The organism is Iocasia fonsfrigidae (assembly GCF_017751145.1).
Taxonomy (GTDB): Bacteria; Bacillota; Halanaerobiia; order Halanaerobiales; family DTU029; genus Iocasia; species Iocasia fonsfrigidae.
On sequence record NZ_CP046640.1, the window covers coordinates 1,741,882 to 1,756,399 of the forward strand.

At 35.6% G+C, this 14,518-nt stretch carries 15 protein-coding genes, 1 tRNA gene and 1 other RNA gene; all 17 read left to right on the forward strand.

All coding sequences use genetic code 11. From position 1 onward, the window contains the following. The first annotated feature begins 6 nt into the window (after window positions 1-6). The 17 genes from GM661_RS08290 to tgt all read left to right on the forward strand — a co-directional run bounded on the left by GM661_RS08290 (window position 7) and on the right by tgt (window position 14,480). Window positions 7-1,008, forward strand: a complete 1,002-nt coding sequence (locus tag GM661_RS08290) for a deoxyguanosinetriphosphate triphosphohydrolase (RefSeq protein WP_125989859.1) — start codon at window positions 7-9, stop codon at window positions 1,006-1,008. A 108-nt stretch (window positions 1,009-1,116) separates the two neighbouring features. Further along, entirely contained in the window at window positions 1,117-2,889 is a 1,773-nt protein-coding gene (gene dnaG / locus GM661_RS08295) for a DNA primase (RefSeq protein ID WP_230869586.1), read from the forward strand. Continuing rightward, window positions 2,890-3,978, forward strand: coding sequence for an RNA polymerase sigma factor RpoD (rpoD, locus tag GM661_RS08300; RefSeq protein ID WP_230869587.1), 1,089 nt, complete (start codon window positions 2,890-2,892; stop codon window positions 3,976-3,978). It begins immediately after the preceding gene. Window positions 3,979-4,159: 181 nt separating this feature from the next. Then, window positions 4,160-4,236: transfer RNA gene (locus GM661_RS08305), tRNA-Ile, on the forward strand. Between the two features lie 115 nt (window positions 4,237-4,351). Further along, window positions 4,352-5,458 carry a Nif3-like dinuclear metal center hexameric protein gene (locus GM661_RS08310; RefSeq protein ID WP_230869588.1) on the forward strand — a complete coding sequence of 369 codons (1,107 nt, stop codon included), beginning with the start codon at window positions 4,352-4,354 and terminating at the stop codon, window positions 5,456-5,458. A 30-nt stretch (window positions 5,459-5,488) separates the two neighbouring features. Then, the gene (locus GM661_RS08315) at window positions 5,489-5,680 is read left to right on the forward strand and encodes a TraR/DksA C4-type zinc finger protein (protein ID WP_125989867.1); all 192 of its coding nucleotides are present in this window, start codon (window positions 5,489-5,491) and stop codon (window positions 5,678-5,680) included. Window positions 5,681-5,773: 93 nt separating this feature from the next. Continuing rightward, an RNA gene (gene rnpB / locus GM661_RS08320) (RNase P RNA component class A) lies at window positions 5,774-6,117 on the forward strand. A gap of 46 nt (window positions 6,118-6,163) precedes the next feature. Beyond that, complete coding sequence (locus tag GM661_RS08325) at window positions 6,164-7,657, forward strand: sensor domain-containing diguanylate cyclase (RefSeq protein WP_230869589.1); 1,494 nt, start codon at window positions 6,164-6,166, stop codon at window positions 7,655-7,657. Window positions 7,658-7,732: 75 nt separating this feature from the next. Beyond that, window positions 7,733-7,975, forward strand: a complete 243-nt coding sequence (locus GM661_RS08330; protein ID WP_125989871.1) for a hypothetical protein — start codon at window positions 7,733-7,735, stop codon at window positions 7,973-7,975. After that, window positions 7,953-8,159: a hypothetical protein gene (locus tag GM661_RS08335; protein ID WP_125989873.1), complete on the forward strand. Its 207-nt coding sequence runs from the start codon at window positions 7,953-7,955 to the stop codon at window positions 8,157-8,159. The genes GM661_RS08330 and GM661_RS08335 overlap by 23 nt, the downstream gene beginning before the upstream one ends. Before the next feature lie 176 nt (window positions 8,160-8,335). Further along, the gene (locus tag GM661_RS08340) at window positions 8,336-9,097 is read left to right on the forward strand and encodes a YebC/PmpR family DNA-binding transcriptional regulator (protein ID WP_230869590.1); all 762 of its coding nucleotides are present in this window, start codon (window positions 8,336-8,338) and stop codon (window positions 9,095-9,097) included. Between the two features lie 90 nt (window positions 9,098-9,187). Further along, on the forward strand, window positions 9,188-9,868 hold the full coding sequence (locus GM661_RS08345) for a BofC C-terminal domain-containing protein (RefSeq protein WP_230869591.1): 681 nt from the start codon (window positions 9,188-9,190) through the stop codon (window positions 9,866-9,868). 53 nt (window positions 9,869-9,921) lie between these two features. Beyond that, a complete protein-coding gene (gene ruvC / locus GM661_RS08350; protein WP_125989879.1) occupies window positions 9,922-10,407 on the forward strand; it encodes a crossover junction endodeoxyribonuclease RuvC in 486 nt (161 codons plus the stop codon). 24 nt (window positions 10,408-10,431) lie between these two features. Then, window positions 10,432-11,016: a Holliday junction branch migration protein RuvA gene (gene ruvA / locus GM661_RS08355; protein ID WP_230869592.1), complete on the forward strand. Its 585-nt coding sequence runs from the start codon at window positions 10,432-10,434 to the stop codon at window positions 11,014-11,016. Window positions 11,017-11,019: 3 nt separating this feature from the next. Beyond that, window positions 11,020-12,045, forward strand: coding sequence for a Holliday junction branch migration DNA helicase RuvB (gene ruvB, locus GM661_RS08360; RefSeq protein ID WP_125989883.1), 1,026 nt, complete (start codon window positions 11,020-11,022; stop codon window positions 12,043-12,045). Window positions 12,046-12,301: 256 nt separating this feature from the next. After that, window positions 12,302-13,324 (forward strand): tRNA preQ1(34) S-adenosylmethionine ribosyltransferase-isomerase QueA, encoded by a 1,023-nt coding sequence (gene queA, locus GM661_RS08365; RefSeq protein ID WP_230869593.1) that lies wholly within the window; start codon window positions 12,302-12,304, stop codon window positions 13,322-13,324. A 46-nt stretch (window positions 13,325-13,370) separates the two neighbouring features. Beyond that, entirely contained in the window at window positions 13,371-14,480 is a 1,110-nt protein-coding gene (gene tgt, locus GM661_RS08370; protein WP_230869594.1) for a tRNA guanosine(34) transglycosylase Tgt, read from the forward strand. Window positions 14,481-14,518: the final 38 nt, after the last annotated feature.

A 14,518-nucleotide genomic window follows, 5' to 3' on the forward strand; every position in this document is an offset into this window, starting at 1 on the left:
GGAAATATGTTAAAAAGGGTTGATATTGAAAAAAGAGAAGCAGAGATACTTTCTCCTTATGCCTTTTTAAGTAAGAATAGTCAGGGCAGGCTTAAGGAAGAGCCTGAGTGTGATATTCGTACTGTTTTTCAGCGTGACAGGGATAGAATAATCCATTCCAAGGCTTTTCGCCGTTTAAAACATAAAACACAGGTTTTTATTGTGCCAGAAGGGGATCATTATCGAACCCGTTTAACCCATACATTTGAAGTTGCTCAGATTGCCAGGACTATTGCCCGTAGCCTTGGTCTTAATGAGGATCTTACTGAAGCAATGGCCCTCGGGCATGACCTGGGACATACCCCTTTTGGACATGCCGGGGAATCAGCTCTTAATGATATTTCTAATCTTGGTTTTAAACACAATGAACATAGTTTACGGGTTGTTGATTATATTGAATCTTTAAACTTAAGTTTTGAAGTAAGAGATGGTATTTTAAAACATACCGGGGATGAGATACCTCTGACCCTGGAGGGAGAGGTTGTTAGAATAGCTGATCGTATTGCTTATATTAACCATGATATAGATGATGCCTTAAGGGCTGGGGTTATAAGTAGAGAAGATCTGCCGCTCAAAGAGATTAATCTTCTGGGAGAAACTCACTCAGAGAGAATAGATACTATGGTCAGGGATATGATAAACTCAAGCTGGGAGCAGAAAGTTATTAAACGAAGTCCAGCAATAAAGGATGCTACGGAAAAGCTAAGATCTTTTTTATTTCAGAAGGTTTATATTGGTTCAGCAGCCAAAAAGGAAGAAGAAAAAGCTAAAAGATTGGTACAACATTTATATGAATATTATTTATGTCATATAGATGAAATCCCTGAACATTTTAAAAGTAAAGAAAAAGGAATAAGAATAAGTAATGAACAACTGGTAGTAGATTATATTGCTGGTATGTCAGACCAGTATGCTATGAATAGATGGAAGGAATTATTTCTTCCCTTCCCCTGGATAGATAAAAAATAAAAATATTTGCAGGAGATTGTGGATTTTTAATGAATTAATGAATATGTAAAAAAGATTAAAGCAGGAATTTTTCCTGTTATGACGAAACTTTAATTAGGGTGAGTTAAATTGCCTGGAATAAATGATAGTTTTATTGAAAAATTAAAAGACAGGGCTAATATTGTTGAGCTGGTTTCAGATTATTTATCTTTAAAGAAAGCTGGCAAAAATTACAAGGGACTTTGCCCATTCCATCAGGAAAAAACCCCTTCATTTAATGTTGATCCTGAGAAACAGTTGTATTATTGCTTTGGCTGTGGCGCTGGTGGTGATATTATTTCATTCTTGATGGAGATTGAAAATACTACTTTTATAGAGGCGGTTAAGGTTATAGCCAGAAGGGTAGGATTAGTTATCCCTGAAGAGAATCCTTATGAACAACAACAGACAAAGGCAAGGGATAGGGTTTTTACTATTAATAATCTTACTGCTCGTTTCTATAATTATCTATTATTAAATGACCAAGCGGGAAAAAATGCCCTGGCTTATTTATATAAAAGGGGGTTTCAGGAAGAAGATATAAAAAAATATCAACTGGGCTATGCACCTGACAGCTGGCATGCTTTATTAAAGTTTCTGGTCTCTAAAGGATATCAGAAAGAGGAATTACATCAGATAGGATTGATTTCAAAGAGTAAGGGTAATTATTTTGATAAATTTAGAAATAGGGTGATATTCCCTATTTTTAATGTAAGGGGAGAGGTTCTTGCTTTTGGTGCTAGGGTAATAGATAGTGCTGACTCCTCTAAACCAAAGTATTTAAATTCACCAGAAACCTTAATCTATAAAAAGGGGGAAAATTTATACGGATTAAACTGGGCTAAAAATTCTATTCGCAGCAATAATTATTCTATAATAATGGAAGGTTATACAGATGTTCTGACAGCACATCAATATGGTATTGATAATGCTGTGGCCTCACTGGGGACAGCACTGACAACTGAGCAGGCAAGATTGTTAAAGAGGTATGCTTCAACAGTATATATTGCTTATGATGCAGATGCTGCCGGAGCCAGGGCTACTATGCGCGGTCTTGACATATTAAAAAGTAATGGTTTAAAGGTTAGAATTGTTAGTTTGCCTGAAGATATGGACCCTGATGAGTATATTAAAAAGGAAGGTGGAGATGCTTTTAGAAATTTTTTGAAGGAATCCCTTCCTTTAATTGATTTTAAAATAAAGGAACTTGTTAAGAACAGGGATTTTTCTCAAGTGGAAGAGCGAATAGATTTAACAAGGAAATTAATATATTTACTGATTAATATAGATGATAATATAGAACGTCAGGTATATGCCGATAAAATTGCAGAGAGATTTGCAATAGATAGGGCGCTTATTAAAAAAGAGCTTAATAAGGGTTTGCAGGAAAAAGATACTAAAAAAAAGGATAAAAATTATAAAAACAGATATACTAAAAAGGATAATGAGACAAATACCCCTAATAATATAAATAGAATAGAAACAATTATTATTAAACAATTGATTGATAGGCCTGATATCCGGGAAAAGGTGCTTAAGTATCTTGAAACAGATTTTTTTTCCAGGAATAATAGGAATATTATAGAGTATATTTGCAAAAATCCCCGTTTTGATGTTAAAGAAGATATTAATAAGCTACAGGATAAAGAATTAAAAAAAAGGATGCTTGCTTTTGCGGTTGCTAATAATAATAGCAATATAATTAACAAATTTGGGGTGATTTTTAGTAAATTTATTTTAGAGGTAAAAAAAAGATTATATGCCAGGCTTCAAAATAGTGATAATATAGAACTTGACGAATTAAATATCCTGTTATTGAATTTCAAAAAGTTGTCTGCTTATAATAGGAAGGAGGGATTTTGAGTGACTGAAAAAAATGAACTCAATTCTATAAAAATTGCTGAGGTTAAAGAACTAATAGAAAAAGGTAAAAAAGAAGGAAGCTTAACATATGAAGAAATAATGGATGCCCTTGAAGAAATAGACCTTGGCTCTGATGAAATCGAAAAAATTTATGAGCTGTTTAATGAAATGAATATAGATATTCTTGATAATAATAATGATGATGAAGATAAACAGGAAGATGATGAAGAACATTTAGATATTAGTATACCTGATGGTGTTGGGATAGATGACCCGGTAAGAATGTATCTAAAAGAGATAGGTAAGGTTCCTTTATTAACTGCTGAGGAAGAGGTTAAACTTGCCAAAGGTATGGAGGCAGGTGATGAGGCCTGCAAAAGAAAGCTTATTGAAGCCAATCTACGTTTGGTTGTAAGTATAGCCAAGAAATATGTTGGCCGTGGTATGCTATTTCTTGATCTGATTCAGGAAGGTAATATGGGTTTGATTAAGGCTGTAGAAAAGTTTGACTATCGCAAGGGATATAAATTTAGTACTTATGCCACATGGTGGATTAGACAGGCGATAACACGTTCTATAGCTGATCAGGCACGAACAATACGTATACCTGTCCACATGGTTGAAACTATAAATAAATTAATCAGGGTTTCACGGCAGTTATTACAGGAAATAGGTAGAGAGCCGACACCTGAAGAGATAGGTGAAGAAATGGATATGTCTGCTGAGAAGGTAAGGGAAATAATGAAGATTGCCCAGGAACCTGTTTCACTTGAAACCCCGATCGGGGAAGAAGAAGATAGCCATCTTGGTGATTTTATTGAAGATGAAGATGCTCCTGCACCAGCGTCAGCTGCATCCTTTATTTTACTTAAGGAACAGTTAGATGATGTTCTTGATACCTTAACTGATAGAGAAAAAAGGGTTCTGGAATTGAGATTTGGTATTGAGGATGGACGTCCAAGAACCCTGGAAGAGGTTGGTAAGGAATTTGGTGTAACCAGGGAAAGAATTAGACAAATAGAGGCAAAAGCATTAAGGAAATTGAGGCACCCTAGTAGAAGCAAGAAATTAAAGGATTACTTAGATTAAAAAGGGTAGTAATAGAGAGCAAATAAAAGAATATACAGGTTTTTTATATTTTAAATTACTCCTATGGAATTAAATAGACACTTTGCATGATTGACCGTAAACTTATTATATCATATAATAAGTTTTGCGCGAATAAAGATAAACTTTCTGGATAAAACAGATTATTGTAGCGGGATGTAAAGGGCCCATAGCTCAGCTGGTCAGAGCAACCGGCTCATAACCGGTCGGTCCCAGGTTCGAATCCTGGTGGGCCCACCAATGAATATGCCACCTTGTTCTAGTATACTTATAGAACAGGGTTTTTTGATTTATAGATATAATATTATTGATTCACCAAAAAAAGCAATTTGAATATAATAAAGGAGAGGGTATGATGATAAAAGTACAGGATATCCTGGATAGTTTATATAAACTTGCTCCTGTAAGCCTAGCATTTGACTGGGATAATGTAGGACTTCAGCTTGGCAGCAGGACTCAAGAGATTTCTTCTGTTTTACTCTGTCTTGATGTAGACAATAGTATATTAGATGAGGCCCTGGGGAATAACTGCCAATTGATTATTTCTCATCACCCTTTTTTCTTTAATTCTTTAAAAAATATTGATCTGGATTCTAAGCAGGGTAATATAATTAAGAAGTTTATTAATAACGATATTAGTTTGTTGAGTTTTCATACAAATCTTGATATTGCTGTTGAGGGCTTAAATGATTATCTGGCAGAAAAACTTGAGGTTTATAATTGTCAGAATCTTAAAGTCCTTAATTATGAAAAACTATATAAGTTAATAGTCTATATACCTGAGTCTCATTATGAAAGGGTTAAGATGGCTATTTTAGATGCTGGTGCCGGCTGGTTTGGTAATTATAGTCATACTTCTTTTTCTACTGAAGGTAGAGGAACTTTTAAACCGTTGCCAGATAGTCAACCTTATTTAGGTAAAAAAGGGGTTATAAATACGGTAGATGAGATAAGGTTTGAAACAATTATAAAAGAGGAAGATCTAGAGACTATCTTAAAAGTAATGATTAATGAGCATCCTTATGAAGAAATTGCTTATGATCTATACCATTTGACTAATAAGGGTAGAGAAGATGGGATTGGTAGGATAGGACGCCTTAGGAAGGCATGTACTTTAAAAGAGTATCTTGATTTTGTAAAAAGGCGCTTGGGATTAAAACAACTACGTTTTGTTGGTGAAAATAACAGACACATACGTACAGTTGCTCTCTGCTGTGGAAGTGGGTCTGATCTGATTGAGTCTGCCAGTAAAGCAGGGGCAGATTTATATATAAGTGGGGATATAAAGTATCATGATGCCCAATTGGCTGAGCGACTAGATATGGCTTTGCTAGATGCTGGTCATTATGAGACAGAGATTATTGTTAAAGAGTTATTACGTGAATATTTATCTAAAGAAATAAAAGGGATTAACTATCTTGTTTCCAGTGTTAATACAAATCCCTGGAAATACAGGGGATAGATTATATCTTTAAAAGGGAGGGTAAATCATATGATTATGTTCTTTCATACCTGTATTAAATGTGGAAGATTAATAAATCCCGAAAGGTTAGAGGTCCTCCCTGAGACCAGAATTTGTAAGGATTGTGCAGAAAAACTTGGGAGTGATATGATTATTAAAGATACTAAGATAGGAATGGACCTTGATACCTATAAGGATTTACTTGGTGCGATCAGGAGTTAAGGTATGAAACCTTGACATTGATTATATACAGTGTTATACTAACAATGAATTATTTATATCGAACAAAAGTACTAGGTTGATTTTAAAATAGCATAAGTTGACCGGGTGATCGCAACTATTATTATAGTTGAGGAAAGTCCGAGCTCCATAGGGTAGGATGCTGGATAACGTCCAGTGGAGGTGACTCCCAGGAAAGTGCCACAGAAATAAACCGCCTGTTAATTTTTTAGCAGGTAAGGGTGAAAAGGTGAGGTAAGGGCTCACCAGTGTTCAGGTGACTGAACTGCTAGGTAAACCCCATCTGGAGAAAGTCCAAATAGAGAGAACTAAGGTGGCCCGCCTGTTCTCCGGGTAAGGACGCTGGAGATATCAGGTAACTGATATCTTAGATAGATGATCATCCCAGACAGAACTCGGCTTACAGGTCAACTTATTCTATCTACATCAAAAAAGAATAGTTGTGTTAGGCTTGGGGGCGAAAAGATGGTGGGTAAAAACCTCATAGAAGACTTTTTGGAATTTTGTCTAAGCTTAGATGCCTCAGTAAGTAAAGAATTTATAATGGACAGTATTCATAATTTTGCTGTTAACCATTTTCCCATTATTAGAAGCGGTTTATTCTTAGAAAAAGAAAAAAAACTTACTATAATTCCCAAAAATAATTTTAATACAAGTGAAATGCCTCCCGAGCGGTATTTACTCAAAGAAATAAAGGCTAACAGGGGTTTGATAATTGAAGAGCTAAACAATGAATATAAACTGTTTCCTGGACTTGAAGAACAGGATAATCCTTCAAATATAATAATACTCCCTCTTTATGATGGGGCTGATTATATTGGCTTTTTATTTTTTTATACAGGCACAGTTGTTGAACTGAATAATTTAGAAGAAAGTGTTTTGTTATTAACCGGTAAATTTTTTTCTATTATACTAAATAAAAATATATTATACAATAAAATGGAACAGAGACTGGCTGAATTACTTACCCTACAAAATGTAAGCGATTTTGTTAATTCAACCCTGGATTTTGAAAAATTAATTGATATTACTTTAGATGCCATAGTAGGTTTAATTGGTCTGCGTTCCTGTTCTATTACTGTTTTTATAGATAAACTTTTTGATGATGTATTTTCACGTAAACAAAAGGCTTTAATTGCCAGTATGGAAAATAAAAAAGAAATCGTAATTGACCTTAATAAGGGTATTTATAAGAAATTGGCCAGCAAAAGGTCACTAATTTCTGGAATGGTAGAGATTAATGATGGAGATGACATATTTTCTTTTTTCCCCTCAAAAGAGATAAGTAATAATACTAGATACCAATATATTGTTTTGCCTATAAATAAAGGAAATGAATTATATGGTTCTATCAATATTTTTGACCCTACCTTGGAACATCTTAATAACATCCAACATAATTTTCTTGAATCTTTTGTTAATCAGTTTAGTATTGCTCTACAAAATGCCAAATTATACCGCAAACAGGAAGAGATGGCAAATAAGGATGGTTTAACTGGTTTATTTAATCACGGCTATTTTCAGAATAGATTAAGTCTTTTACTAAATGAAAAAAGTAAATGGCCTATTTCACTGCTTCTTCTTGATATAGATGATTTTAAAAAAGTAAATGACCAATATGGTCATTTGATTGGAGACAAGGTTTTAAAGGAACTGGCTGTTATTTTTAAAAAATATACCCGTGATGGTGATCTAGTTGCCCGTTATGGTGGTGAAGAATTTGCTATTCTATTACCTGAAACAGATCTAGCAAAAGCGGATGCTCTGGCTAATAGGTTAGTGAAGATAATCGATAATAATAAGATTAAACTTGATAATGAAAGATTACATATAACTGTGAGTATGGGTGTGGCAGAATATACCCCTGATCAGTCTAAGGAATATTTTATTGACACTGTAGATCAATTATTATATCAAGCAAAAGACAATGGAAAAAATAGGGTTGAAACCGCCGAATAAATTTTGTACAATTATTGTATTATTTTAAGGGAAAATTATTATAATATAAATAACAAATAATAATGAGGTGTTAAAATGAAGAAGGGGAATGTATTAGATGCTGTAGAACGCCTGAATTCTACACTAAGCAAAGTGGCAGAATTTGATGTCTCAGATGTAAATCTAAGTGATAGAGTCCTTGATAATCGGATCATTACCCTTGAGGGATATCTTAGATTCCTGGAGAGTGAGGGGATTCCCAAGATTGAGTTGATTAATAAGTTGTTAAAAAAGCAAAACGGAGAAGGTGAGTTAGATGACAGACCAGATCTACTATAAAGTTCAGTACCCACTTAAAAAGGCAATCAATATTATTAAAAGAATAGACCCTGATGATCCCTTTAATGGTAAGGAAATAACAAGAGAAGAACTGGCAGAGATTGATTCATTTCTACGCCTGTGGAATTCAGAAGGCAAGCAGAATTTACAGGATGTAATTAGTAAATTAAAGAAGATACAATAACAGATATGATGATCAAATTTATGGTGATAATGTCAAGGGATAGATTCTTCAATTTTTCCTTGACATTTATCTTTTAGCCCTGTGATTTTAACCAGGGCTGATATTTTAAGTTCATTGAAAACTCTATTAAAGTATGTTAAAATAAACTTCGAGTTTATTATTTAAGGAGGGGTTGTATGGCTGGTCATTCAAAATGGGCTAATATAAAACATAAAAAATCGAAAGAGGATGCCAAGAGGGGAAAGTTGTTTTCTAAATTGAGTAAAATGATCTCTTTAGCTGCCCGTGAAGGTGGCGGTGATCCAGAGATGAATTCTGATTTGCGTCTAGCTATTCAAAAGGCTAAGGATAATAATATGCCGAATGATAATATAGAAAGGGCTGTAAAAAGAGGTACAGGTGAACTTGAAGGTGTAGATTATGAAAAGTTTGTCTATGAGGGCTATGGCCCTGGTGGTGTTGCTTTATACCTGGATCTTATGAGTGATAATAGGAATAGAACAGCTGCTGAAATTAGACATCTGCTTAGCAAGCATGGTGGTAATCTAGGTGAATCAGGTTGTGTAGCCTGGATGTTTAAACGGAGAGGCCAATTAATTGTTGATTTAGCAGAGATTGATTATGATGAAGATGAAGTAATGCTGGAGGCATTAGAAGCAGGTGCAGAAGATGTAAGTGTAGAAGATGGGATGGTAACAATATTTACTGCTCCTTCTAATTTTGAAGAAAGCAGAAAGAAACTTGAAGAGGTAGGTTTAAAGTTTTCTGCTGCAGATATAGCAATGATACCTGATAATACGATAGAACTGGACAAAGTAACTGCCAAAAAAAACCTCAAGTTGATGGATGTCCTAGAAGACCATGATGATGTACAGGAGGTTTACTCAAATTTTGATATTCCAGATGAGATCATGAATGAAATATCAGAAGAAGAGTAAGGTCCAGGACACTGATTTTTCAGTGTCTTTTTGTATATTTTTTGGGTTTATGGGTAAAATAATCCTAAAAATATACAGGGGATGGAATTCATGCGTAAGATAACAAGACAGGTTTTGTTAGTTTCTTTTTTAATCTTTGCCATTATGCTTATCTGGAATGAAGTTGATACTAATCATCATAATAATTCTTTAGATACACCGAATATTAAGCTGTCTAAGTTACCTGATGATATTGCTGAATCATTATCACTACTAAGGGAAAGGGCTGCAGAAATGAAGGATGAAGTGGTAAGAAATTATGATTTTAGTCTGGATATTGTTTTTCTTAGCAAAGATAAATATATTAATGCCAATACTCCTTTGATCTTACAAACATATTATAAAGATAAGAATAAATTAATACATAATATTACTGATATGCCTGATGATTTTGTAGGCTTATCAGTAGGTGAACTAAATTCTATTAGTGGTGATTGGACGGTTAAAGAGTATGTTCCTGATAAGTCATTGATTTTATATAGGAGAAGTGTCTCACCGGGAGTTCAATCTAATCATTTTAATCAAGAGAATATTATTATTGGTTTAAAAGATGGCAAAATAGCAATATATACTGGTAATAAAGAAGCAAGGGAATTGGAGAAAGTAACTGATATATCTGTTCTTGATTTGCCTGATAACGAGAGGAAAATTCTGGAAAAAGGAATTCAGGTTTACTCCCAGGAAGAGTTATTAACAATCCTTGAAGGTATGAGGAGTTTTATTCAGGATTAATAGCTATAGTTATTACATTTTATAGTACATATATCAGCAATGGGGTGGTTTTTTTGCTAATAATAGGTATTGATCCAGGGTTGGCTATTGTGGGTTATTCCCTGGTGAAAAAGGAGGGCAACCGTTTTTCAGTTCTTGATTATGGTGTAGTCAGGACACCTTCCAGTGACGACAACATTAATCGTCTAAAAAAAATATATATTTCACTGACTGATATAATTAAGGAATATAAGCCAGATGAGATGGCTGTGGAGGAATTATTTTTTAATAAAAATGTTAAGACAGCTATCAGGGTTGGTCAAGCACGTGGGGTAATACTTTTGGCAGGGGCACAGGCTGATATAGTAGTGGCTGAATATACACCATTACAGGTTAAACAGGCTGTAGTAGGTTATGGACGTGCTGCTAAACAGCAAGTGCAGGAGATGGTAAAGGCTCTATTGAACTTAGAAACTGTCCCCAGACCGGATGATGCTGCTGATGCCCTGGCTGTGGCTATTTGCCATGGTAATAGTCAGGGAATAAATAGTATGTTGTAAATAAAACAAAATGGGGGAATAATATTGATAGGATATCTGGATGGACAGGTACAATGGTATAAGGGTAATACCGTTATAGTTAATATTAATGGTATAGGGTATTATGTTGAGGTAACAGATGCTGCTATAATTCCTGAAGTAGGTAAAGGGATTAAATTATATATTTATACCTATGTTAGAGAAGATGCCCTATCCCTCTATGGTTTTAAAGAGATTGAGGAGAGGGAACTTTTTACCACTTTACTTACAGTCTCTGGAATTGGTCCTAAAGCTGCCCTTAATATATTAGCAACCCTATCTTATGATAGTTTTATAAATTCAATTTTGACAGAAAATCTGGCTGTTCTGAAACAGGTTTCTGGGATTGGTCCTAAAACAGCCCGCCGTTTAATACTGGAATTACAGGGCAAAGTTGGAGAACTGGCTAATAATCTTTCACAGGGCATTATAAAATCTTCTGATGATGAAGAAATTTATTTAGCGTTACAGGGACTGGGGTATTCTCCTCAGGAAATTAAGCAGTCTCTTTCAGGGATGGAGTTTGCTGAAAACACTACTATAGAAGAAAAAATTAAAAAAGCCTTGACCCGGCTGGGGAAGGAGAGATAGCTTATGGAAGATGAAAAGAGAATTATTTCAGCTGATAGGATCCCTGATGATCTTCCCCTTGATAACACTTTAAGGCCGGGAAAACTTAAATATTATATTGGACAGAGTAAGGTTAAAGAAAAACTGGAGATTTTTATTGAAGCTGCTAAAGCACGTGGTGAAGCACTTGACCATGTACTACTTTATGGTCCACCTGGTTTAGGCAAGACTACTCTGGCTAATATTATTGCCAATGAATTAAATGTTAATATACATACAACCTCAGGTCCGGCAATTGAACGCCCGGGGGATCTGGCAGCTATTTTAACAAATCTTCAAGCTAATGATGTCCTTTTTATTGATGAAATACACCGTTTAAATAAGGTGGTTGAAGAGGTGTTATACCCTGCTATGGAAGATTTTTCACTGGATATAATAATTGGTAAAGGACCCAGTGCAAGATCGGTAAGATTGGATTTGGCTCCTTTCACTCTGGTAGGGGCTACTACACGGGCGGGTTTATTAAGTTCCCCATTACGGGATCGTTTTGGGGTAATTAATAGATTGGAGTTTTATAATAAGGAAGAACTGGCCTGTATTATTGAAAGGTCAGCCAGGGTTCTGGGGATAGAGATAGCCAGACAGGGTGCCCTGGAGATAGCCTGTAGATCTCGTGGTACCCCTCGTATAAGTAATAGATTATTAAAAAGGGTCAGAGATTATGCTGAGGTGAAAGCAGAAGGGGATATAACACCGGTAGTGGTTGATAAGGCTTTGAAATTAATGGAGATTGACAGCCTGGGGTTGGACAGTACGGATCACAGACTCCTGCGCTCTATCATTAAGAAATTTTCTGGTGGACCTGTTGGCTTAAATACTATTGCTGCTGCCATCAGTGAGGAATGTGAAACCATTGAGGATGTTTATGAACCTTTTTTACTGCAGATCGGATTTATTGAGAGAACACCCCGGGGAAGGGTAGCGACTTCATTGGCTTATGAACACCTTAATATAAAAAGGGATGAGGATAGTGATAGTCTTTTTGGGTAGTAAGTGTTTGAATGTGTTTTTAAGTTGTATATAATTTTGAAGACCGACAAATATATTTGTTTCCCTTGTCGTCAGCTCCGGCGTCCTGCCTTTGCTTACTGTCAAGAAATTGTCTTCCGGCGTCGTGCCTTCAGACAATTTCTAGAGTCGTACAACAAATATATTTGTCTGATTTATGATAATTAGTAACTTTGTGTAAAATATATTTTGTTTTTATGGTAATAATAATTACAATACTTGTAAGGGGTTTAGAGTCATGGATGTGAATGAGTTTGATTATTATCTCCCTGAAAAACTGATAGCTCAGCAGCCTGTACCAAACAGGGATGAATCCCGCTTGATGGTTTTAGATAAGGCAACAGGAGAGATTGAAGATAGAATATTTAAAGATATTATTGATTTATTAGACCCCGGTGACCTCCTGGTTATGAATAATAGTAGGGTTATACCTGCCAGGTTGTATGGGAAAAAGGTTCCGACAGGTACTGATATAGAGGTCTTACTCCTGACAGAGAAAGAGGAAGGGGTCTGGGAGGTTCTGGTCAGGCCGGGAAAAAGGGTGAAAAAGGGTGTTGAAATATCATTTGGGGATAATGAATTAATGGCTAAGGCTGTTGAGTATACTGAATTTGGTGGTAGGATAATGGAGTTTTCCTATCAGGGTAAGTTTAATGAAATCATTGAAAGACTGGGGGAGCTTCCCTTGCCACCCTATATTCACGAGAAATTAGCAGAACCTGGACGGTATCAAACAGTATATGCTAGAAAACCTGGGTCTGCAGCTGCACCAACTGCTGGTTTGCATTTTACACCACAATTAATTAAACAGTTGGAGGAAAAAGGGATAGATATTGCTTATATTACCCTCCATGTTGGGCTTGGTACCTTCCGACCTGTTAAGGTTGATAAGGTTGAAGAACACCAGATGCACTCTGAATACTATGAACTTGATGCTGCAACTGCAAGATTAATCAAAGAAAAAAAGGAATCAGGTAAAAGAGTTATATCTGTGGGGACTACTGTTACCCGGACACTGGAGACTATAGCTGCCAAAGGGGAAATTGCTGCTAAAAAAGGGTGGACAGATATTTTTATTTATCCCCCATATAAGTTTAAAGTAATTGATGGTTTAATTACTAATTTTCATCTTCCCAGGTCTACCCTGTTAATGCTGGTAAGTGCTTTTGCGGGGAAAGAGAAGGTCTTAACTGCCTACAAAGAGGCAGTTAACAGGGAATATCGTTTTTTTAGTCTGGGGGATGCAATGTTTATTAAATAACAATTATTCTGTATTATAATTAAAGTGTAAGGGATGTAGATTTGGTATGTCATTTAATTTTGAGTTATTACATCAAGAGAAAGAAACCGCTGCCAGAGTGGGAAAAATTACTACAGTACATGGTGAGATAGAAACACCAATCTTTATGCCGGTAGGGACACAGGCGACTGTTAAGTCTATGACACCTGAAGAATTATGGGAAATAGGTTCACAGATTATTTTAGCTAATACCTATCATTTATATTTAAGGCCTGGTTCAAAATTGATTGCTGAGGCTGGAGGACTTCATGAATTTATGCACTGGGATGGACCTATATTAACAGATAGTGGAGGATTTCAGGTTTTTAGTTTGTCAGATTTAAATGAGATAACTGAAGAGGGTGTGTATTTTCGTTCACACCTGGATGGTTCGAAACATTTTATCTCACCAGAGATATCTATGGAAATACAGCGGGATTTAGGTTCAGATATAGTGATGGCTTTTGATGAGTGCCCGCCCCATCCGGCTGATTATGATTATCTAGCAAAATCCCTTGAAATGACAATTCGCTGGGCTGAAAGGTGTAAAAAAGAGATGCAGGATACAGAACAGGCCCTTTTTGGGATTGTTCAGGGTGGTGTTTATCGAGATTTAAGAAAGGCGAGTGTTGAAGCCCTGCTTGATATTGGTTTTCCTGGATATGCTATTGGTGGGTTGAGTGTCGGGGAAAAAAAAGAGGAGATGCTTGAGGTTTTGGATTTTACTGTGCCTGTTATGCCTGAAGATAAGCCTCGTTATCTAATGGGGGTTGGGACACCAGAGGATTTACTTGAAGGTGTTAAACGGGGAATTGATATGTTTGACTGTGTATTACCAACAAGGATTGCCCGCCATGGGGCTGTTTTTACCAGTCATGGTCGAATTACAGTGCGTAATGCTGAATATGCCAGGGATTTCACTCCCTTGGATGATGAATGTGACTGCTATGTATGTCAGAATTATACCAGGGGATATATTAGACATTTGATTAAAAGGAATGAAATACTGGGGGCTAGGTTGACTACCTATCATAATCTTTATTTTCTAATTAATTTGATGGAAGAAATGAGAGATGCTATTCAAAGAGATAGGTTTATGGAGTTTTACAGGAAATTTTACCAGAAATATAAAATTTAATTAAGACTTTATGCAGGATTTTTCTTTTTACTGTTGAA